Origin of the sequence: Caldifermentibacillus hisashii (assembly GCF_039654145.1) — a bacterium.
GTDB classification, from domain to species: domain Bacteria; phylum Bacillota; class Bacilli; order Bacillales; family Caldibacillaceae; genus Caldifermentibacillus; species Caldifermentibacillus hisashii.
In genome coordinates, this window is record NZ_CP155467.1 from 1,293,295 (window position 1) to 1,313,120 (window position 19,826).

The following is a 19,826-nucleotide window of genomic DNA, read 5'->3' on the forward strand; positions in this document are numbered from 1 at the left end:
AATTACTAGGTAGGATCGTTTAACTTCTGCTTGGTCTTTGCAGTGCTTGTAACACAATACGATTTCCCGTATTTAATGTGTACTCGAACCGGTCACTTTTTTGGCCCTGACGGTAATGAAAATGATGATGAACAGAACAAACTCCCACTGTATTATCAAATACGAAAAAATTGGTCCCTTCCTTTTCTTTCGTGACAAGAAAAGATTGGTGATTATGGCAAAAAATAATATCGTAAATTGAAAAGTTAAGTTCATTTAATTTGCGGATAAATTGAAAGAAGGCATCATCAGCTAATTCTTCAAGCCACGCTTGGTAACTGATGGATAATGATTTTCGGATTTTCACATAGGTTTGATCCTGCAGTTCATATTGTTTATTTTCATACTGAACAATAAAGTCATCCGTTAATATTCCGTTATACCAATGATTAAGGTGTTTCATACGGATTTCTTTATATAAAAAATCCTCCAAGGGAAATGCTTCTTCTGTTTCATTATCAATGATAATCCAGTCATCATTAATTTTTTCAACAATTCCTTCAAAAAAAGCTCGATCTTGTTTTTCAAGGATGCGATAGCGTTCCGGTTTCATTGAATTCCTCCATCAATTGAAAAGATTAAGTTGATTCCACGTAACCACAAGTCAAACGCCCGTCGTAACAAGCGAGTCAAAGGTAGTAGCTCAAACTCTCGCATGCGTCCGCTTGGTTCTAATAACATTGAGTTAGGAATATTGATTTCTACTTAATTTAAATTTCCCTCTAAGTACTTTTCCACCATTTTCATTTATTGGCAATGTCATGTTATTTTATACTGTTCTATTATTGATAAAATTTTCCATTTTCCTTTTCCATTTATTGACCTGTCTTTCCGAAACAAGGTAAGCTAGAGGAGTAGAAATAAAGGGGGAGTATGATGTTGCGAAAATGGATGGGAATGGTCTTGCCTGCTTTTCTGCTTTTCTTTGTAAATGCGACAGCCGGGTTTGCAGCTGAAGAAACCAAAAGGGTATGGCAAGATGAAAGTATTTATTACCTTATAGTTGATCGTTTCTACAACGGCGATCTTTCAAATGATTTTACTGTAAATACAAAGGACAAGCTTTCCTATCATGGAGGAGATTTCCAAGGTGTTAGACAAAAACTCGACTATATCCAAACAATGGGATTTACGACCATTCGGTTGGGTGTGATTTTTGATCAGCATGCATATAGCCGATCCGGAGCGGATACCAAAGATTTTTATCATCCAGAAGAACATTATGGGACGCTGAACGAGTTTAAACAATTAGTGAAAGAAGCACATAAAAGGGAAATAAAAGTGATGATCGATTTTCCTTTAACGATATCTCCTGAGCATCCTTGGGTGAAGGATCCGGAAAAACAAAATCGTTTTATCATTGAGGATGGAAATGAATCCAAACAAGAAAATAATCAATCCGTCACCTCGCCAAAACTAAATATGAACGACCCGGAAACAGCTCAGTATGTTTCGAAGGTTGCCAAATGGTGGTTACAGGAAACAAAAATTGACGGTTACTTTTTTTCACAAGTTGATCAAATTCCGGAAACATTTTGGTCAGGATTAATAAAGAAAATAAATTCCGAGAATAAAGATCTCTACATCGTCGGGGAATTATCCGAAAAAGCTTCTGTAAACTTAAGAGACTATAAAAATATCGGCTTTACTAGTTTGCTTGTTCCGTCAACGACATTAAAATTGCGGGAGTCTTTCAAGACACCGAATCATTCTTTAACAAAGCTGGCTCAAGATGTTGGAAAAATAGAATCATCATATTTGATAAAAAGTACGGACGGTCCAAGTTTTTCCCGATTTACAAATGATATCGTTGCAGCCAACCAATTTCCTGGAGATAGATGGGAACCTTCCTTAACGTATTTGTTTACAACACCAGGTGTTCCGATGATTAACTACGGTTCGGAAATAGCGATAACAGGTGATGATCCAATGATGGATTTCCGTGCTGATCCCGATTTAATTGAGTTTATCGAAAAACTGGGAAGAGCCCGAAACCATTATCTCTCTTTAACAAGAGGGGATTTCACATTACTTTATGAAAATGAGGGAATGGCTGTATATACACGGTCTTATAAAAGTGAAACGGTATTTATAGCATTGAATAATACGTCTGAAAAACAGGAAATATTAATCCCGACAGATAAGCTTGGCTCCAAAAAACAATTGATAGGTCTAGTCAATAATGATCTTATTAAAGAACAAAACGGCAATTACCCGCTTTCGATAAATGGTGAAGAAAGTGAAATTTATATCGTACGCAATGACCATGGCGTTAATATGTTAAATGTTATCGTCATCATTGCCATCCCGATCGTGTTTTTGATTCTCTATTTCTATATTTGGAAGCGCGGTAAAAATAACGGGTAATTAATTGGATATTGTAAATATATGAAAAAAATTGAAATGGTGCCAGCGCTTTTAACAATTTTAAGCCCGGGAAAGTGTTTCATTCATCACTCCCGGGCTCTATCATTGCTTGAATATCATCTAACATATGTAAATCCATTATCGGTAATTAATAAATTGTATATCGAGCGGCAAGTCTGCTTCACGGATGACTGCAATGATTTTTTGCAGGTCGTCTCGGCTTTTTCCGGTCACGCGGATTTGATCATCTTGAATTTGACTCTTAACTTTTAAACCGGTATTTTTAATAATTGTGTTAATTTTTTTGGCATTATCTTTATCAATACCTTGAATTAGTTCTGCGCGCTGACGTACATTTCCGCCAAAAGCATTTTCCATTTTTCCGTATTGCAAATTTTTGATTGGTACACCTCGTTTAATCAGTTTACCTAATAAAACATCCTTTAGCTGCGACATTTTGAACTCATCATCGGAAATTAAAACAAGTTCATCGCCTTCCAGTTTTACATCGCTGTTGCTTCCTTTAAAATCATATCGATTTTGAATTTCTTTCAGTGTTAAATTGATGGCATTCGTCACCTCAGCCATGTCAATCTTAGAAACAATATCAAATGAGCTTTCTTTCGCCATTAAGCTACCTCCGTTCATATGTTTTCCTTCATTATAGGGAAAACTAAGGAAACGGGCAAGTAAACAGACGGAGGCAGCTAGAAATTACAAATGATCAGTCTTCTTTGAATATTGGTGTTTACCGGCTTTTCGGTTTTTTTCTTTCAATTCGTTTCTTCTTTCGCGAAGTGCCTGATGGTCCACCGGTTTCTTATCATCATCAGAAGTTCTTGACATAAAGACCCTCCTCAATAATTTCAAATACTAACGCTTACCTTATTATGGGGCAATATCAAGTTCACTATTCGCCTTAGCATTTAAAAAGAAAATGGCAAGTGTACCCGGTCCGGAATGGGCACCGATTGCCGAACCGATCATATTGATATAAAAATGTTTACAACCAAATCTTTCTTCAATCATATTTTTCATCTGCCGAGCTGTTTCCTCATCGTCTCCATGGCTGATGCCGATAAGCTGGTCTTTCAAATTAACACCACGTTCTTCCATTAACTCCAGAATCCTGTTCAACACTTTTTTCTTTCCGCGGATTTTTTCAATTGGAATCAGTTTACCGTCCTCAACATTCAATAAAGGTTTTATATTTAAAAGTCCGCCGACAAAAGCACTGGCTCTTGATACCCGACCGCCGCGCCGCAAATATTCTAAATCATCGACAGTAAATAAATGTTCCATATGACTGCAATAAAATTCGGTTTCTTGGATGATCTTTTCCTTTGTTGCTCCGCTACTCGCCATTTTAGCGGCATGAAAAACAATTAATCCTTGTCCTAAAGAAGCCGCTTTTGTATCAATTATCGTTAAATCCAAGTCAGGATACTCTTCTAAAACCTGTTCTCTAATCATGCATGCCGTTTGATACGTTCCGGACAATTGTGACGAGAAAGCAATATAAACTCCAGGGCGTTTTTCTTTGGCTAAGTTGACAAAAATCTCTTTTATCTTTGTTGGGGAAGCTTGGGATGTTTTTGGTGTTTTGCCATTACGCATGGCATCCAATATTTTCTTGGAATCAATCGAAATCACATCGTCATATTCTTCACCATCCAATTCGACTTGTAAAGGAAGCAAGTCAATGTTTTGTTCTTGTAAAAAAGAGTATGGTAAATCAGCACCGCTGTCTGTAATAAGTTTTACCTTTGTCAATCCCCATCACCACTTTCGAATGTTTCTTATATGCTTTAGTTTATCATCAAAAATTGGAGAATTAAACCAAAACTTCACGGAAATCCAAGCCGTTTTTAGGAAACAATAAAAAAATACTAGTATTACCGCGCTGAAATGGAGGTTACATCTTGACTTTATTCCATGTAAAAAAATTCATCATTGTTATCATCGGTGCATTTATTTTTGCATTTTCCATGAATTATTTTTTAATACCGGCGGGTGTTTATTCAAGTGGTTTTTCCGGATTGAGTCAATTGCTGTCAAGATTATTTAGTGAATATTTTAAAATTCATATTTCTGTTGGAATTTGGTTGTTGCTGTTGAATATACCGGTTACGATTTTAGGATGGAGAAAGATCGGTAAAACTTTTACTTTGTATAGTTTTATTAGTGTTATTTTTTCTTCCCTGTTTTTAAACTTGATACCGATAAAGGAATTATCAGATGATATTTTGCTAAATGCGGTATTTGGCGGAGTGATCGGCGCAGTTGGAGCAGGAATGACTCTGAGGTTTGGGGCTTCAACCGGTGGTATGGATATTATTGCCGTATATTTATCAAGAGTTGTTGAAGGATCCGTCGGCAGATTTACGTTAATTTTAAACAGTTTCATTATTATTTCTGCCGGATTCTTGTTTGGTTGGGAAAAATCTCTTTACACGCTGGTTGGATTATTTTCTTCATCAAAAGTGATTGATATTCTCCATACACAAGCGCAAAAACTGACGGCGATGATCGTGACCAAAAATTCCAAAGATTTGAAGCAGGCAATTTTAACCCGGCTAACGAGAGGGGCAACCGTCGTTCCTGCGCACGGGGCGTATTCCAATGAAGGAAGGGATATGTTAATCACCGTAATTAGTAGGTATGAATTGTTTGAGCTGAGGAAAATCATTAAAGAAGTTGATCCTAAGGCATTTACCAATATTGTAAAAACGGACTCGGTCATCGGTCTGTTTAGAAAAGATTAAAGAAAACTTGGTGAATGCGTGTCTTTATAAGACTGCCAAACCGAAATAAAAAATGACAGCTCCGAACCGAGCTGTCATTTTTTCCGGGGGATTAGCTGTTGTGAGAGTCTACTGCATCCAATTCCTGTTGGTATTGTTGCAAAAGTTCTTTCTCTGCTTCAGTCGAATTAGCAAAAGCGGATGAAATAGCGTTATTTGCTTTATCGATATCGTCTTGGCTGATATCATTCTTTTGTTTTAATCGTTTTGTAAATTCCCTAGCCTGTTGTAACAATTGATTTGCCATTTTGCTCCCACCTTATAATGAATCAAAATGATTATTCATTTTTCTGGCCTCAGCTTCAGCATACGTTAAATGGTAAGGGATTTTTTCCGAATGACGAGTTACCGCATCGACACCTTGCTTAACAAAACGCTTTGATTTACTACTTTTGCCCATTCGTATCCCTCCGTAATTACAATTAGAACAAGAAGGAAACTTGGCTTCTTGTTCCTTATTAACATATCCCAATTGTGTCAAAAAAAACTGTCAGAATACGACAACCTTGCCCGAATTTGGTTAAAAATTTACGCTATTCATTCATATAAAATAAAGGACGTATAACTTGAAAATCAATAAATTGAAGACTTTAATGAATGTTCCTATAAGAAGTAAACCAGTCAGCCGATGAATTGCTTGCTTTAGTTGAAGTTCAAGACTTTAATAAAAGTTCCTCCAAGTAAACAGCGATTCCGTCTTCTTCATTTGATAATGTCACGTCTTTTGCGACATGTTTGGCCATATCAATCGCATTTCCCATGGCCACTCCATGTCCGGCGAATTCAAGCATTTCTAAATCATTATCTTCATCACCAAAAGCAATCACCCGACTTTGGGGAATTCCGTAATAATCGGCGACTTTTTTAACACCGATTGCTTTATTAATTCCGTGTTTTACAATTTCGATAACCGGATATGGGGCGCCCCAACTGCGGTGTTCGATAACTTCCGCCTTTGTTTCTGAGAGATAGGAATTAATTTTTTCAACATTCTTTTCGTCTGAATGAATCAGTAAGCTGGTTGGGTCATTTTTTAAAAAATTACGTAAATCACCGTAAGTAACGGACAGATTCCCCAGTTTGAAAAAATCAATTAATTTTTCATCATGATAATGAAGATAAATATGGTCCATTACTTCAGCGATAATATTTTGAATGGAATACTGGTTGGAAATTTCAATAATATCTTTTACCGCCTCTAAAGGGAGTGGTTGATGATATACACCCCAACCGGCATCGAGCGGATGATGAACAAATGCTCCGTTAAAGTTGACAATCGGGCTTTGTAAGTTCAATTCCTTATAATACATTTCGCTAGCACGATAAGGTCTTCCGGTAGAAATCATGACAACATGACCATCATTTTGGACTTGATTTAATACAGCTTTTGTCTTTTCAGATATGGTTTTATCATCTTTTAATAACGTTCCATCTAAGTCTAATGCAATTAAGTGTTTATCTTTCATTGAGACATTCCTTTCATTATGTCATTATTTAGCAATTATAGCACACTCGTGTTAAACTGTTATTAAGAAACTGTATTAAATATTAGTTTATAATATATGGGTAGAAATACAATAGATTTGCTTGTATTTTTTATACAATTTCCATACTGGTACAAGGAGTTTTAGACTGATATTGGATTTTTAGGAGGAAAATGATGATTATTGTTGAAAAGAAAATAGTTGCCAATATTCCGCTGTTAGAAGTTGTGCAAAAAGAGTTGTTGGATCAAGCGGTACCCACTGTATTCTTTTTCCACGGATTTACAAGTGCGAAAGAACATAATTTGCATTACGCCTATTTGATGGCTGAAAAAAATATACGAGTTGTCCTCCCTGAGGCTGATTTACACGGAGAACGAAGCCGGGAGTTATCGATGGTGGAACAGGCTTTACATTTTTGGGAAATAATCTTAAAAAATATCGCGGAGCTTGCAGAATTAAAGGAAGCATATGTGCGTAATAGACAAACTTTAGAAAATCAAATTGGTGTTGCCGGCACATCAATGGGGGGAATTACGACCTTTGGTGCCTTATGTAAATATGATTGGATAAAGGCAGCTGTCAGTTTAATGGGGAATCCCGCTTATCACCATTTCGCTCGTTATCTCGTTAATGAACTGCAAAGCCAAGGATATAAAATTCCGTATTCGGAACAGCAATTAGAAGGAGAGTATCAGAAATTGTTGCCGGTTGACTTAAGCATGAATCCGGAAAAGTTAAACAATCGTCCGCTGCTATTTTGGCATGGAAAAAAGGATCCAATTGTTCCCTATACATATGCTTATGATTTTTATCAAAAGGTAAAGGAAAATTATTCAGAACATCCGGACCATATCCGCTTTGTTTTAGATCATCATGCCGGACATAAAGTATCACGAGAAGGGTTATTAGCAACGGTTGACTGGTTTGAGCAATTTCTTCAATAAATGTCCAACCTTATCCAACTTGTAGTGGCCAAGAATTTATCTTACCTTAACGGAAAGTAAGACTTCACCTCAAGTTATTCGAGCATGGAAAGAAGACAGGTGGTGGTCGGACTGCCCGCACGCATCCGATAGGTTCAACTAACATTAGTGGGGAAAAAATATCCCCCTTGACGGAAGTTTCACTTAATTCATTTTTCTATGTATCTTTGGTATGATAGAATATGAATTGGAAAGGAGGTTTTTTTATGGATGAAGCTTTAAAAGAAAATATACTCGGTGCGCTTGAACAAGTAATCGATCCTGAAATTGGAATTGACATAGTAAATCTTGGGTTGGTATATGATGTTGATCTGGATGAAAACGGCAAAGCCATTGTGACGATGACTTTGACAACAATGGGTTGCCCATTAGGCGGTATCATTTCTGACCAAGTGAAAATAGCTCTTTCTGATATACCGGAAGTGAAGGATACTGAGGTGAATATTGTCTGGAATCCACCGTGGTCAAAAAATATGATGAGTCGTTATGCAAAGATTGCACTAGGAATTCCGGATTAATCCGAAACTGACCCTAAGGAAGGGGATGATGGTTCAGCCAGACCCTTTCGAAAAGTTTTGAGAGCCTGCTTTCAACTGTCATTTTTTTCATCTCTACCTGAATTCATGATTTCCCTCTTTTCGTAAAAGATAATAATGAGAAATCTGGAAAGGGGGATGAAAGCAATGGGAGAAAATCGTCGTTTCCGAGCAGGGTACAAAGCACCAAATGACGGGATATATATTGAAATAGGAGAAGAAGGATCGTCTGTCGTCAATCCAAGACAAGTCCGGTTAAAAGCAGGACAGCGTTTCCCGGAAAACTCCAATCATAACCGCATTTGGACCTTTAAGGGTTAAATTCGATTTTTCATATTTTGTATTATATGAAATTCTGGAAGCAAAAAGTCAAAAGGTTGTCTTGTCAGGGAGAATAGAAATGACTCCCCTAAAGGACAACCTTTTTTCGTATACTTTACGTATAGATGACCGGCACTTAGGAAATCACCGGAGAAAAATTTGAAATTAAGTAAAAACTGAAAAATACTTGTCATTTTCGATGAACTACGCATGACGAGTCGCCGAACTTAATCGTAATCGGTTCACTCTCTTACACATTTAGTTCTTTATCTTTTGGCATAACTGCCGCAATTAGGAAAAGAATAATCGAGATGCCGATTGCTAAAATTGTTCCAACTGTAAAATCATATGAAGCGGATTTTATTGACCCGACAATATAAGTTAACATATGTGATAAAAGAAATACCCAGAAAAAGGTCCAAAAATATTTCATGAAACTCCACCTGCTTTTCATTTTATAATTATTTTCTTCATTATCATATAAAGAAATCATACCATAAAAATCAAATTTTAGGAAAGGTTTCTTATTGAGCAATTTAAAATAAACAGCTTAGGTTTTTATTGCGAAACACAAGAGGCAATCTGACAAAGCTGTTTTTCCCCGGACTTACAGGAAAGATAAATGAAAAATAGGCAATTGTAATAGAGAGTTTATTACGTTTTTGAATAAAGTATAAAGAGAAGCACTGCCCACAAGGCTGATTATTGTGTTAATGAATGGAAAATAATTGGTAAGTAAATATAAGAGGGGTTATGTATGAACTTTCGAATTTTCACCTTAAATGATCAATATTGTATCATTCATTATCCGGAAAAACCAAATGGATTCGGGGTATTGGTCATCGGCGGAGAAGAACAATATGTAGATAAACAGAGTAGTAATTGGTTAAGTAACAATGCAAGACAGAAAATCCTTCAATCATTTTTAGATGACGGATACACCGTTTATTATACAAATTTCAATTACAGGCATATGGGAAATAAGCAATCTGTTGAACAAGTGGCCAGTCTATACGAATTTATTAAGCGGACGGAAATCTTAAACGAACGGGTGCACATTATTGCAGAAGGAATTGGGACTTTGATTGCCATGGATTTATTAAAAAATAAAAGAGAAATGATTCGCTCGATTGTATTCATTAATCCGATATTTTCCATTCAATGGATGATATCAATTTTGAAAGATCAACCTTTTCTTTATAAAAAAACGATCAAAGATTTATCATCTGCTTACAATATTAGTGAAGAAAGTTGTGAAAAAAATATCAAAAACTTAAAAGTGACATCATTTACCATCACATATCCTTTCGTTATCATTCATATTTTAGAACATGGAATTCAAGATGCGCTATGGACACAGCTATATAAAAAATATTTTTCTAAATATAATGAAAATATCTATGTTATTTTACCGGAAAAAAGGTCGCGCATTGCTTATTACGCAAAGAACTTATTCATGCAGGCTGAAGCTCAATTGTAATCGTATTTGACAGCAGGTGAAGCAAATGGACGGATATATCCTCTTCGGATCCTTTGGACAATTGGGATTTGAAATTTGTGAACAACTATTAAATAAAGGTTATCAAGTAAACCATGTAAATGTTTGTGATGACTATGAGGATCAGGAAATTATTGAAGAAAAAAATTTATTGCTTGGCAGAAATGCGAATTTTAAGAGAATGGGCGAAAATTTAGAACGATCCATAAACGTTCCAATGATCATCCCATTATATGATTGGTTATTTTACGATGAAAATCAATGGGAAATGATTTTAAAAAAACTTGAACAAATTTTTGCCCGGCTTTCAGTAAAAAATGCTTCAGCCCCGATCATTTTATTAAAAGCATCAGGTCCCGACCAAAGGATCCAGTCAATGAATCATTATTTTCGGGTAATTGAACAAAAATTTTGCAAAACATTATCGATTTACGTTCCCATTATATATGGGAAGTGGTTTACCGAGACTTCATATCTTTACCATATGTTAATGGGGGAAAAAATTAGCAGAAACGCAGATGCCATTTATATTAGTGATGCGGGTAGAACGATTGTTGATTTAATGTTACATGAAGAAAAAGGAGAATTTTATATTAGAAATCAAAACAAACATCGTTGGCATGAATGTCTATATATGCTGACCGGTATTAAATCACAAACCGATTTTCCGGAAGATGAAACCGTCAATGATCCCGGTAAAGTTATTTTTGTCAATGAAACAAATGACGGAGAACGTTTTTTTGATGAAATAAAGAAATTACAAACGATATTTGATTTGTAACATGTAAGTTTACTTGAATTATTTCCACTGTACAAAATTTCAATTGAATTATCTTTTTTTTTCAAGTAAAATTAGTACCAAGTCATAATAACTCATAATAAAAATAGTTGTGATCAGAATTTTTCAAATGAGGAGTGAGTTACATGAATGTTGGAATTGTTGGTATTGGTCGTTATGTACCGGAAAATGTAGTAACGAATCAAGATTTAGAAAAAAGAATGGATACTTCCGATGAATGGATTCGAACGAGAACCGGGATCAGGGAGCGAAGAATTGCCGGTGATGACATAAACACCTCACATATGGCTTATTTCGCTGCACAAAAGGCGATTGAGGATGCCGGGATTCAGCCTGAAGATATTGATCTCATCTTAACAGCAACGGTTACTCCTGATCAGCCTTTCCCAACCGTTTCTTGCATGATTCAGGAACAAATTGGTGCCAAAAAAGCTGCAGCGATGGATATTAGTGCCGCATGTTCCGGATTAATGTACGGAATGGTGACGGCCAAACAATTTATCGAAACAGGTGTTTATAAGTATGTATTAGTTATCGGTGCAGAAAAGTTATCGAAAATAACCGACTGGGAAGACCGTTCAACTGCCGTATTATTTGGTGACGGAGCCGGTGCAGTGGTCATGGGACCGGTCACTGACGGACGAGGAATTTTATCATTTGAACTCGGTGCAGATGGTTCTGGAGGGAAATTTTTATATCAAGAAAAATATATTTGTATGAACGGTCGAGAAGTCTTTAAATTTGCTGTTCGACAAATGGGTGAATCCGCCTTAAATGTGATAGAAAAGGCAGGCTTGTCGAAGGAGGACGTCGATTTTCTTATCCCGCATCAAGCTAATATCCGAATTATGGAAGCAGCAAGACAAAGATTGGATCTCCCGGTTGAAAAAATGTCAAATACTGTTGGAAAATATGGAAATACATCTGCAGCCTCCATTCCAATTTCTTTAGTTGAGGATTTGGAAGCAGGACGGATTAAAGATGATGATATTATCTTGATGGTTGGTTTTGGCGGTGGTCTAACTTGGGGAGCGATTTTAATGAAATGGGGCAAGTAATTTGTTTTACTAAAGATAAAAGGCCCGTCTTGACTAAACCGGTTACAGCCCGGTTGTTTTAACTAATCAATCGACATAAGCAAGTTGTTAACAGGTAAGCGGTTATGTAGACATCTATCATTTGATTATTAGGTGTATTATTGTTCGGTAAAAATTCTTTAAAACCTAAAAAACTTTTCAAAATTTTTTCCGGGATGGTAAGATAAGATGAAGGACGATCGTAATAAAATAGTGTACGAATTCTTGAAAGTTTCATAGTGGAAATATGCACGATTAAAAAGGAGTTGTATTGAAATGGAACAACGAAGGGTAGTTATTACTGGGATTGGTGCTGTTACACCTGTTGGCAGTGATGCCCTAACTTCTTGGAATAATATTATAAACGGAAAATCAGGTATCGGTCCGATGACTCGGGTTAATGCTGATGAGTTTCCTGCAAAAGTTGCCGCAGAAGTGAGAGATTTTAATCCTGAAGATTTTATTGAAAGAAAAGATGTAAGGAAAATGGATCGATTTACTCATTTTGCCGTAGCTGCATCACTTATGGCCGTAAAAGACGCCAATCTGACAATTGATGATCATAATGCACATCGAGTCGGTGTTTGGATTGGTTCGGGTATCGGCGGGTTAGAAACGTTGGAAAATCAATTTGAAACCTTTTTACAACGTGGCTATCGGCGGGTTAGTCCGTTCTTTATACCGATGATGATTCCGGATATGGCAACCGGGCAAGTTTCGATTTTTCTTGGTGCAAAAGGTTTTAATTCTTGTACAGTAACGGCCTGTGCAACCGGAACAAACTCCATTGGCGATGCATTTAAAGTTATTGAACGCGGTGATGCAGATGTCATGATTTCCGGTGGTTCTGAAGCCCCAATCACAAGAATGTCGATAGCAGGATTCTGTGCCAATACCGCGCTCTCAACCAATCCCGATCCAAAAACCGCATGCCGGCCGTTTGATAAAGATCGTGACGGTTTTGTTATCGGTGAAGGGGCAGGGATCGTTGTTTTAGAAGAATTGAATCATGCTTTAAACCGAGGTGCTCATATTTATGCAGAAGTAATCGGCTACGGAGCGACCGGTGATGCCTATCATATTACTGCTCCGGCACCTGAAGGAGAAGGCGGTGCCCGTGCAATGAAGATGGCGATCGATGATGCTGGAATCGACCCGACAACAATCGATTATATTAATGCCCATGGTACAAGTACCGAATATAATGATAAATATGAAACAACAGCCATTAAAACAATATTTGGCGATCATGCTTATAAAATGGCCATCAGCTCAACGAAATCAATGACCGGACATTTATTAGGCGCTGCCGGAGCGGTAGAGGCAATTTTTACTGTTTTAGCTCTAAAGGAAGGCATTTTACCGCCAACCATGAATTTACAAAATCCGGATCCGAATTGTGACTTGGATTATGTTCCAAATGAAGCAAGAAATCAAGAAATTACGTATGCGATGAGCAACTCGCTCGGATTCGGCGGTCATAATGCAACACTAGTCTTTAAAAAATATGAATAATGTAGAAACGCTTAAAGCCAGGGAAAGGGGACCTGGCTTTACGTATTTATCATCGTCTTTTCGCCATTAAGAGAAGGAAATCTTGCTTTTTCAGGAATAATTTAACTCTTTTCGGACAATACTGTACTCAAACAGTCTTTAAGCGAGGGGTTAGAAATGATGTATTTGCATGATGTTTGGGTGAATTGGTTCGAAGGGGAAGAGAACGGATATAATGTCTGTCATTTTCATGAATGGCGAAAAGATGATACCATCGAATTATTAGATCAGGTACCGGTTTTGAAAGTAACGAAAGACTTATATGATTATATTGAAAATGGGTTGACTGATCTGCCGGAAGGTTTATTGAATGATGTGTTTCAAAAGGCGTATTTGCGAAAAAATCATGAGCGGATCCAGTTGGACTATTGTTTTATCATAACAGACGGCATCGGCATTCTGGCCGTCGATACGCTCGGATATCAAATACCGATGAGGAAAAGTCGCATAATCCCGAGACAAGAGCAACTTGTATATGAGATGATAGCAGAAGAAAATCCGATCAAATATTCGATACCAAAACATCCGAAAAAAGAACATCATATTATGTCACCTGAACCGGAAGTAATGATGGGGCTGACAAGGAAAGAGCGGCAGTTAAAGCAATTGTTATTTTTAGCTTTAGATCATCTATATACATCGAAAAATACAGGGCAAGTCCGGTACTGGTATACAGAATGGGCACCGGGACATTATTCAACGATTCGGACGAAATCGTTTGAAGAAATATGGAATCAACTGTATGAAGAAGTAAAACTCGGTTGGACAGAAAAACATGAGAAGCTATGTGAGGCTTTAATAAAAGGTGAACCATATTTTGAAAAACTTTGGGAAATGGAAAAAGGATCAAAGGTAAATTAAAGAGTCCTACTTCAAAAATGTCCGTGAGATAAAACCTCATGGGCATTTTTTTTGTACACTGCATGGCGATTAACAATGTATCCCAAATTTTAGTATAGGGCAAATCAGGATTAACAACTGTGTTACTTACTAAAATGGTAATTACACCGATAACGAACTTAATGAAATAATGGTAATAATAAAATAACTAATAATAATCAATAATATATGGATGAGTAACAATAATATAAAAATCATTGTAGGATTATTTATCTTGGTTCTTTTAATATAACATTCAAATATGATCAAGAACCAATAATTTATACTGGTCATTTCTGGATTTAAAATGACATAGGTTATGAAAAAAGGAATTTGATAAATTAAAAATTTAGTAATGAAAATTTTATTCATCTCTTTCCAATTTTCCGTTAAAAAATCCGAAAGAACTAATAATATAATTGTTTGATAATTTTTTCAGTTATAATAGCAAATAGTTTTTTCTTTAAAATTCCTTTTGTCACGATAACCATTTGTGTTATCCATTTATTAATTATTATTCCAACCGGATTGATTGATAAAAAGATGGACAATCAAATGCGTAAGAAGATTATAGAAGAAGCGATGAAAAGCCTGAAGAAGTAATAGTTGTTTGGTGACTTCTAATGTGTACGCTAAAATATGTCAGTACAAGATTGATTATTTTGTTGATTTTAACCGTATATGATGACCGGGAAATTTTGTCTGACATAAATCGTACATACTCTATGAAAAGATGTAAAACATAAGGTTGGAGGTGGAAACGATGTCGGAAAACGAAAAACTGAAAAAACAGCTCCGAAAATATTTTAGCGATGAGCAAGCAAAAAAAGATGATCAATCACACGAATTTGATCATGAATTTGCCAATGAACCGTTGACAGCTGCTGAAAGGTTGAACAATAAAAAAACGAAAAAACGGCAATAATGAAAAAAAGGGGATGAAAAAGCCATCCCCTTTTTCACAGAAATCAATTGGATTTTATCTTTTCCGACCGAGTCCCATTGCTTTCTCCATTTTCCGTAACATTTTGTTTGCGACCAGTGCAGCTTTTTCTGCCCCTTCATCTAAAATATTATCAAGTTCATCAGAATCGATTAATTCTTTATAACGGTCTTGTATCGGTTGCAGCGCATTAATAATTACTTCGGCTAGATCCGTTTTAAATACACCGTAACCTTTTCCTTCATATTTCTTTTCTAGATCTTCAACAGATATATTGCCAAAAATTGAATAAATCGACATTAAGTTAGAAACACCCGGTTTGTTTTCTTTATCGAATTTCACAACACCGTCTGAGTCGGTAACTGCGCTTTTAATTTTTTTCTCAATTTGATTCGGTTCATCCAGCATAGAAATAAATCCTTTTTGATTTGGATCAGATTTGCTCATTTTTTTTGTTGGTTCCTGCAAGGACATAATTCGAGCACCGACTTTTGGTAAATGAATATCCGGAATCGTAAAGATATCATTATATTTTTTATTAAAACGTTCAGCCAGATCTCTAGTTAATTCAATATGCTGTTTTTGATCATCGCCAACCGGTACAAGATCAGCGCTATATAATAAAATATCAGCAGCCATCAGTGGTGGGTAGGTTAGAAGACCTGCTGAAACCGCCTCTTTTCCGGCTGATTTATCTTTAAATTGCGTCATTCTTTCCAATTCACCAATATAACTAATGCATTGCAACATCCAAGCTGCCTGGGCATGAGCGGGTACTTCCGATTGAATAAATAACGTAGCTTTATTTGGATCAAGCCCGACTGCTAAATATAATGCGGCCAAACTGCGGATATTTTTCTGTAATGTTTTTGGATCTTGCGGAACGGTAATGGCATGTTGGTCAGCAATGCAAAAATAACAATTGTATTCATTCTGTAAGGCGACAAACTGTTTTAATGCCCCAATATAGTTACCGATTGTTATCATTCCGCTTGGTTGAATTCCTGAAAATATTGTTTTCATTGTAACGCCTCCATTATTTTTAAATCGATTACTCTGTAGTGCCTGCATTTTTAGATGGACTATTTACTGAAATAAAAAACCATCCGTCCAAAAGTAGGGACGAATGGTCATAAATCCGCGGTACCACCCTAGTTACCGAAATGGTCACTTTACCTTTAACGCAAGGCATACGCAAATGTCTACTAAACAGAAGAAAATTAGTCCCGTTGTTCGAATTTGACTCGAAAGTCCATTCCATCCGACTTGCAGTTTGTTTCCACCCGCCACAAACTCTCTATAATGCATAAGTAGAATGTACTAATCTTTCTCATCGCTTTACTTGTAATGATTATTTAAAATGTATATCTGTATTATATGCAATTCATATATAAAAATCAATAAAGCAAGGGGAGAAAATCAATTGGAACCAAAACACAAAATGACAGTTTTCAATAAGACCAATGTAAATGATAATAAATACTCAAAAAAGACATCCGACCAATTTCCTATTGAGTATGATACTTTAGGAAATTAGTGTTATTCACCTTATTTTTATTCAATATAAATAGTAAGCTTTTTACGATTAACCGTCTCAGAAAAAATCAAAAATTATTTTAAAATATATACCCAATTTCTTGAAAATCATGTATAATTAAGAAAAAGATATTCCTATTTTAAATTAATTTTAATTTAAAGATGTTGAAATAAATATTCATATACAAAAATATCCAAAAGGAGCGATCGAAAGAATGGTTACATTGTACACTGCACCTAGTTGTACTTCTTGTCGGAAAGCAAGAGCTTGGCTAGAGGAACATAACATACCATTTAAAGAACGGAATATATTTTCCGAACCTTTGACAATTGAAGAAATCAAGGAAATTTTTCGGATGACAGAAGACGGTACCGATGAAATCATTTCAACACGTTCGAAAACTTTCCAAAAGTTGCATGTGAACTTGGACGCGCTTCCATTACAACAATTGTTTCAACTAATTAGAGAAAATCCGGGACTTTTACGCCGTCCGATTATTATTGACGAAAAACGGTTACAGGTCGGTTATAACGAAGATGAAATCCGTCGTTTCCTTCCAAGAAAAGTACGGACTTATCAATTAAGGGAAGCACAAAAACTTGTCAACTGATTGAAAAAACCAATCCCTTTACTGTTTTTAAAAAACGGTATATAATAAGTTAATCAGCCACCTTCATGCAAAAGTGCGTGAAGGTTTTTTTCTAAATATGTTTTTTTTAAAATACTATGACTTAAACTTACATGTACGGTTACCATATGGACATGTAGTTGAATTGGGTTGGTTACTTATTTTATAATAATTTAGTCTTTTTTATTTCCGTTCTTTTTGGTTTTGTCATAAAATAGGATTAGAAGACATACAATATGTTCATTTAGGCGGGAAAAAAGACGGACTTTTTTGGTTTTTTCAAGGGAACTTTACCCTTCAAATAAATGGTCGAGAAGGGAGCGTTATGAAATGGAGATCGAACGCATTAATGAGAATACATTAAAATTTTTTATTTCTTATGTAGATGTAGAAGAACGAGGATTTGATCGTGAAGAAATTTGGTATAGTCGTGAAAAAAGTGAGCAATTATTTTGGGAAGTAATGGATGAAGTAAACGAAGAAGAGGACTTTCCTTTCGACGGACCGTTATGGATTCAAGTTCAAGCTTTAGAGAAAGGATTGGAAGTATTTGTCACAAAAGCACAACTTACTAAAGACGGCGGTCGCTTGGAATTACCGCTTGAAGGAAAATTTAGTGCTTTTCCAATAACTGAGCAAGTAGATGACATACTTGACCACCATTTCCAATACAGTGAGCAAGAAGAAATGGAAGAGGTGGATGAACATTCGATTTCCTTTGTTGCTTACTTTAATGAATTCGATGATCTCATCCCGCTGGCCAAACGTTTGAATCCTGAAGGTGCTATAACGAAACTATACGCAGTTGAAAATTCTTATTACTTATATATAGACTTTCCGTTTGACGTTTTTACCGAAGAAGAAATTGATGATTGTTTGAGCATCATTCTCGAATATAGTATGGAATCACAACGAACGATTCATTTTTTACAAGAGTACGGGAAGGAAATTATTTCTGAAAATGTCTTTACGGTTATTCGGAAATATTTTCATTAAATGTAAAAATGACGATTTTGAATTCCATTTTTATAAAAAACCGGTTTTCTGCCAAGGAGAATCGGTATTTTTTATGTTTTTATCCTTCAAAACGGTTATTTTCATCTTTTGACGAGTTTATGAAACCCGTTCATAATAAGGAACATCCAGGAAAGGAGGAGAATCATTTGTTCATTGCTAAAACGAGTTCAGGTGACTTTATATCCGTTTTAAATGGAACTTACGATGCGATTAAGGATATTAAAAAGCACGAACCGTTTTTTTGCCCTTCCTGCAATGGTGAATTAATTCTTAAAATGGGTGTGAAAAAAATTCCTCATTTTGCCCATAAGAGTAAATGTCCGATAAAACCGGAAGGAGAGTCAGAAATCCATTTGCTGGGAAAAAAGAGATTATATGAATGGTTAACTGTACAAGGATTTCGACCGAGAATGGAAGTATTTCTATCTGCCTTGAATCAACAACCTGATTTGCTGTTTGAATGGGGTGGAAAAAAAGTTGCAGTTGAATTCCAATGTTCGATCATACAGACAAACGAAATCAAGCGGCGGACATTAAATTATTTAAAATATTCATACTGGCCGCTTTGGATTGTTAATCAAAAACATGTAACAACACGATATGGATCTATGATTCATTTAAGTGAGTTTTTAACCGGTTTTATTAATAAAACTGCAAATGGAACTCCATTTTTGCTTTCGTTTAATCCGGAAACCGACTGCCTCTATTTATATAACAATATTATTCCGTTCTCAATTAATCGTGCATATACGAGCATTGATAAATTTACCCTTAAAGATACATTGGTGAAAGTTCTATCACAAAAACGGCAATCTCACCGGTTTTATGAAAATTGGAATGACCAATTGGAAAAATGGATACAGAGGCTATCCCTAATGCCCAATGGAAGAAACAATCCCTTTTTACAGTTTTTATATCATCACCAAATTCATGTAACAGAACTTCCTCCTGAAATTGGCTTGCCGGTAAGAAATATGTTTCTTATTTATAATCATCCAATGGAATGGCAATTTTATATTTGGTTTTATTTTTTATATAGACGAAAAAAAGGAGATGCTATTCCGGTTCAACAAATAAAATCATTTGTCGTTCACAGTTTGAAACAAATAATTAAATTCCGTGATTTAGTGCTCTTTTCCGAATCAGAACATTATCGTCCCGTTCATGATTATTTACAAATTTTAACCGATATTGGATTTTTCAGCAGAATTGGGGACAAATTAATTGTAAAGAAAGTACCAAAACGAATTGTCAATCCACATCTTTTCAGACAAGAAAAAAGCAAGGATTTTTATCGTCGTTATAAAGCAATCATTTTAAAACCTTTTCTATTGACGGAATGATTAGATAGGGTTATT

Annotated in this window: 23 protein-coding genes and 1 other annotated feature; of the genes, 14 read left to right on the top strand and 9 right to left on the bottom strand. The window is 35.8% G+C overall.

Annotated elements, in window-relative coordinates:
• Positions 1-19 precede the first annotated feature (19 nt).
• Positions 20-592 (bottom strand): DUF2777 family protein, encoded by a 573-nt coding sequence (locus tag NSQ14_RS06050; protein WP_340500731.1) that lies wholly within the window; start codon positions 590-592, stop codon positions 20-22.
• 323 nt (positions 593-915) lie between these two features.
• Between NSQ14_RS06050 and NSQ14_RS06055 the strand changes: the two genes are divergently transcribed.
• Positions 916-2,406, top strand: coding sequence for an alpha-amylase family glycosyl hydrolase (locus NSQ14_RS06055; RefSeq protein ID WP_346216982.1), 1,491 nt, complete (start codon positions 916-918; stop codon positions 2,404-2,406).
• Positions 2,407-2,544: 138 nt separating this feature from the next.
• On the opposite strand, the gene NSQ14_RS06060 is transcribed toward NSQ14_RS06055, so the two are convergent.
• From NSQ14_RS06060 to NSQ14_RS06070, 3 genes are all read right to left on the bottom strand, one after another.
• The gene (locus tag NSQ14_RS06060; RefSeq protein ID WP_346216983.1) at positions 2,545-3,036 is read right to left on the bottom strand and encodes a YajQ family cyclic di-GMP-binding protein; all 492 of its coding nucleotides are present in this window, start codon (positions 3,034-3,036) and stop codon (positions 2,545-2,547) included.
• 84 nt (positions 3,037-3,120) lie between these two features.
• The gene (locus tag NSQ14_RS06065; protein ID WP_328168100.1) at positions 3,121-3,252 is read right to left on the bottom strand and encodes a DUF3941 domain-containing protein; all 132 of its coding nucleotides are present in this window, start codon (positions 3,250-3,252) and stop codon (positions 3,121-3,123) included.
• Between the two features lie 42 nt (positions 3,253-3,294).
• On the bottom strand, positions 3,295-4,179 hold the full coding sequence (locus tag NSQ14_RS06070) for a DegV family protein (RefSeq protein WP_346216984.1): 885 nt from the start codon (positions 4,177-4,179) through the stop codon (positions 3,295-3,297).
• A 149-nt stretch (positions 4,180-4,328) separates the two neighbouring features.
• Between NSQ14_RS06070 and NSQ14_RS06075 the strand changes: the two genes are divergently transcribed.
• Positions 4,329-5,171 carry a YitT family protein gene (locus NSQ14_RS06075; protein WP_041846029.1) on the top strand — a complete coding sequence of 281 codons (843 nt, stop codon included), beginning with the start codon at positions 4,329-4,331 and terminating at the stop codon, positions 5,169-5,171.
• Positions 5,172-5,262: 91 nt separating this feature from the next.
• Here NSQ14_RS06075 and NSQ14_RS06080 read toward each other — a convergent pair whose 3' ends face one another.
• The 3 genes from NSQ14_RS06080 to NSQ14_RS06090 form a co-directional block, all read right to left on the bottom strand.
• The gene (locus NSQ14_RS06080) at positions 5,263-5,457 is read right to left on the bottom strand and encodes a DUF3813 domain-containing protein (RefSeq protein ID WP_034769100.1); all 195 of its coding nucleotides are present in this window, start codon (positions 5,455-5,457) and stop codon (positions 5,263-5,265) included.
• A 12-nt stretch (positions 5,458-5,469) separates the two neighbouring features.
• Positions 5,470-5,610: a hypothetical protein gene (locus NSQ14_RS06085; RefSeq protein WP_162835726.1), complete on the bottom strand. Its 141-nt coding sequence runs from the start codon at positions 5,608-5,610 to the stop codon at positions 5,470-5,472.
• Positions 5,611-5,863: 253 nt separating this feature from the next.
• Positions 5,864-6,676 (bottom strand): Cof-type HAD-IIB family hydrolase, encoded by an 813-nt coding sequence (locus NSQ14_RS06090; RefSeq protein WP_034769102.1) that lies wholly within the window; start codon positions 6,674-6,676, stop codon positions 5,864-5,866.
• A gap of 194 nt (positions 6,677-6,870) precedes the next feature.
• Between NSQ14_RS06090 and NSQ14_RS06095 the strand changes: the two genes are divergently transcribed.
• The 3 genes from NSQ14_RS06095 to NSQ14_RS06105 all read left to right on the top strand — a co-directional run bounded on the left by NSQ14_RS06095 (position 6,871) and on the right by NSQ14_RS06105 (position 8,537).
• Positions 6,871-7,641, top strand: coding sequence for a prolyl oligopeptidase family serine peptidase (locus NSQ14_RS06095; RefSeq protein ID WP_346216985.1), 771 nt, complete (start codon positions 6,871-6,873; stop codon positions 7,639-7,641).
• Between the two features lie 245 nt (positions 7,642-7,886).
• Complete coding sequence (locus tag NSQ14_RS06100; RefSeq protein WP_034769105.1) at positions 7,887-8,198, top strand: metal-sulfur cluster assembly factor; 312 nt, start codon at positions 7,887-7,889, stop codon at positions 8,196-8,198.
• Positions 8,199-8,363: 165 nt separating this feature from the next.
• On the top strand, positions 8,364-8,537 hold the full coding sequence (locus NSQ14_RS06105; RefSeq protein WP_072012655.1) for a YjzC family protein: 174 nt from the start codon (positions 8,364-8,366) through the stop codon (positions 8,535-8,537).
• A 250-nt stretch (positions 8,538-8,787) separates the two neighbouring features.
• Here the strand turns inward: NSQ14_RS06105 and NSQ14_RS06110 are convergent, their stop codons facing one another.
• Complete coding sequence (locus NSQ14_RS06110; protein WP_034769107.1) at positions 8,788-8,970, bottom strand: YjzD family protein; 183 nt, start codon at positions 8,968-8,970, stop codon at positions 8,788-8,790.
• A gap of 324 nt (positions 8,971-9,294) precedes the next feature.
• Between NSQ14_RS06110 and NSQ14_RS06115 the strand changes: the two genes are divergently transcribed.
• The 6 genes from NSQ14_RS06115 to sspO all read left to right on the top strand — a co-directional run bounded on the left by NSQ14_RS06115 (position 9,295) and on the right by sspO (position 15,268).
• Positions 9,295-10,017: a hypothetical protein gene (locus NSQ14_RS06115; protein WP_034769109.1), complete on the top strand. Its 723-nt coding sequence runs from the start codon at positions 9,295-9,297 to the stop codon at positions 10,015-10,017.
• Positions 10,018-10,042: 25 nt separating this feature from the next.
• A complete protein-coding gene (locus NSQ14_RS06120; RefSeq protein WP_034769111.1) occupies positions 10,043-10,816 on the top strand; it encodes a hypothetical protein in 774 nt (257 codons plus the stop codon).
• A 143-nt stretch (positions 10,817-10,959) separates the two neighbouring features.
• A complete protein-coding gene (locus tag NSQ14_RS06125; RefSeq protein WP_041846031.1) occupies positions 10,960-11,892 on the top strand; it encodes a beta-ketoacyl-ACP synthase III in 933 nt (310 codons plus the stop codon).
• A 294-nt stretch (positions 11,893-12,186) separates the two neighbouring features.
• Positions 12,187-13,425, top strand: a complete 1,239-nt coding sequence (gene fabF / locus NSQ14_RS06130; RefSeq protein WP_034769114.1) for a beta-ketoacyl-ACP synthase II — start codon at positions 12,187-12,189, stop codon at positions 13,423-13,425.
• A 156-nt stretch (positions 13,426-13,581) separates the two neighbouring features.
• Entirely contained in the window at positions 13,582-14,325 is a 744-nt protein-coding gene (locus tag NSQ14_RS06135) for a YjbA family protein (RefSeq protein ID WP_227091404.1), read from the top strand.
• Positions 14,326-15,106: 781 nt separating this feature from the next.
• Positions 15,107-15,268, top strand: coding sequence for a small acid-soluble spore protein O (gene sspO, locus NSQ14_RS06140; protein ID WP_034769119.1), 162 nt, complete (start codon positions 15,107-15,109; stop codon positions 15,266-15,268).
• Positions 15,269-15,322: 54 nt separating this feature from the next.
• Here the strand turns inward: sspO and trpS are convergent, their stop codons facing one another.
• Positions 15,323-16,309, bottom strand: a complete 987-nt coding sequence (gene trpS / locus NSQ14_RS06145) for a tryptophan--tRNA ligase (RefSeq protein WP_346216986.1) — start codon at positions 16,307-16,309, stop codon at positions 15,323-15,325.
• A gap of 92 nt (positions 16,310-16,401) precedes the next feature.
• Positions 16,402-16,629 (bottom strand) — a binding site (T-box leader).
• 408 nt (positions 16,630-17,037) lie between these two features.
• Here trpS and spxA point away from each other — a divergent pair.
• The 3 genes from spxA to NSQ14_RS06160 all read left to right on the top strand — a co-directional run bounded on the left by spxA (position 17,038) and on the right by NSQ14_RS06160 (position 19,811).
• Positions 17,038-17,433, top strand: a complete 396-nt coding sequence (gene spxA, locus NSQ14_RS06150) for a transcriptional regulator SpxA (RefSeq protein WP_034769143.1) — start codon at positions 17,038-17,040, stop codon at positions 17,431-17,433.
• Between the two features lie 348 nt (positions 17,434-17,781).
• A complete protein-coding gene (gene mecA / locus NSQ14_RS06155) occupies positions 17,782-18,447 on the top strand; it encodes an adaptor protein MecA (protein ID WP_041846033.1) in 666 nt (221 codons plus the stop codon).
• Between the two features lie 167 nt (positions 18,448-18,614).
• Positions 18,615-19,811 carry a competence protein CoiA gene (locus NSQ14_RS06160; RefSeq protein WP_346216987.1) on the top strand — a complete coding sequence of 399 codons (1,197 nt, stop codon included), beginning with the start codon at positions 18,615-18,617 and terminating at the stop codon, positions 19,809-19,811.
• Positions 19,812-19,826: the final 15 nt, after the last annotated feature.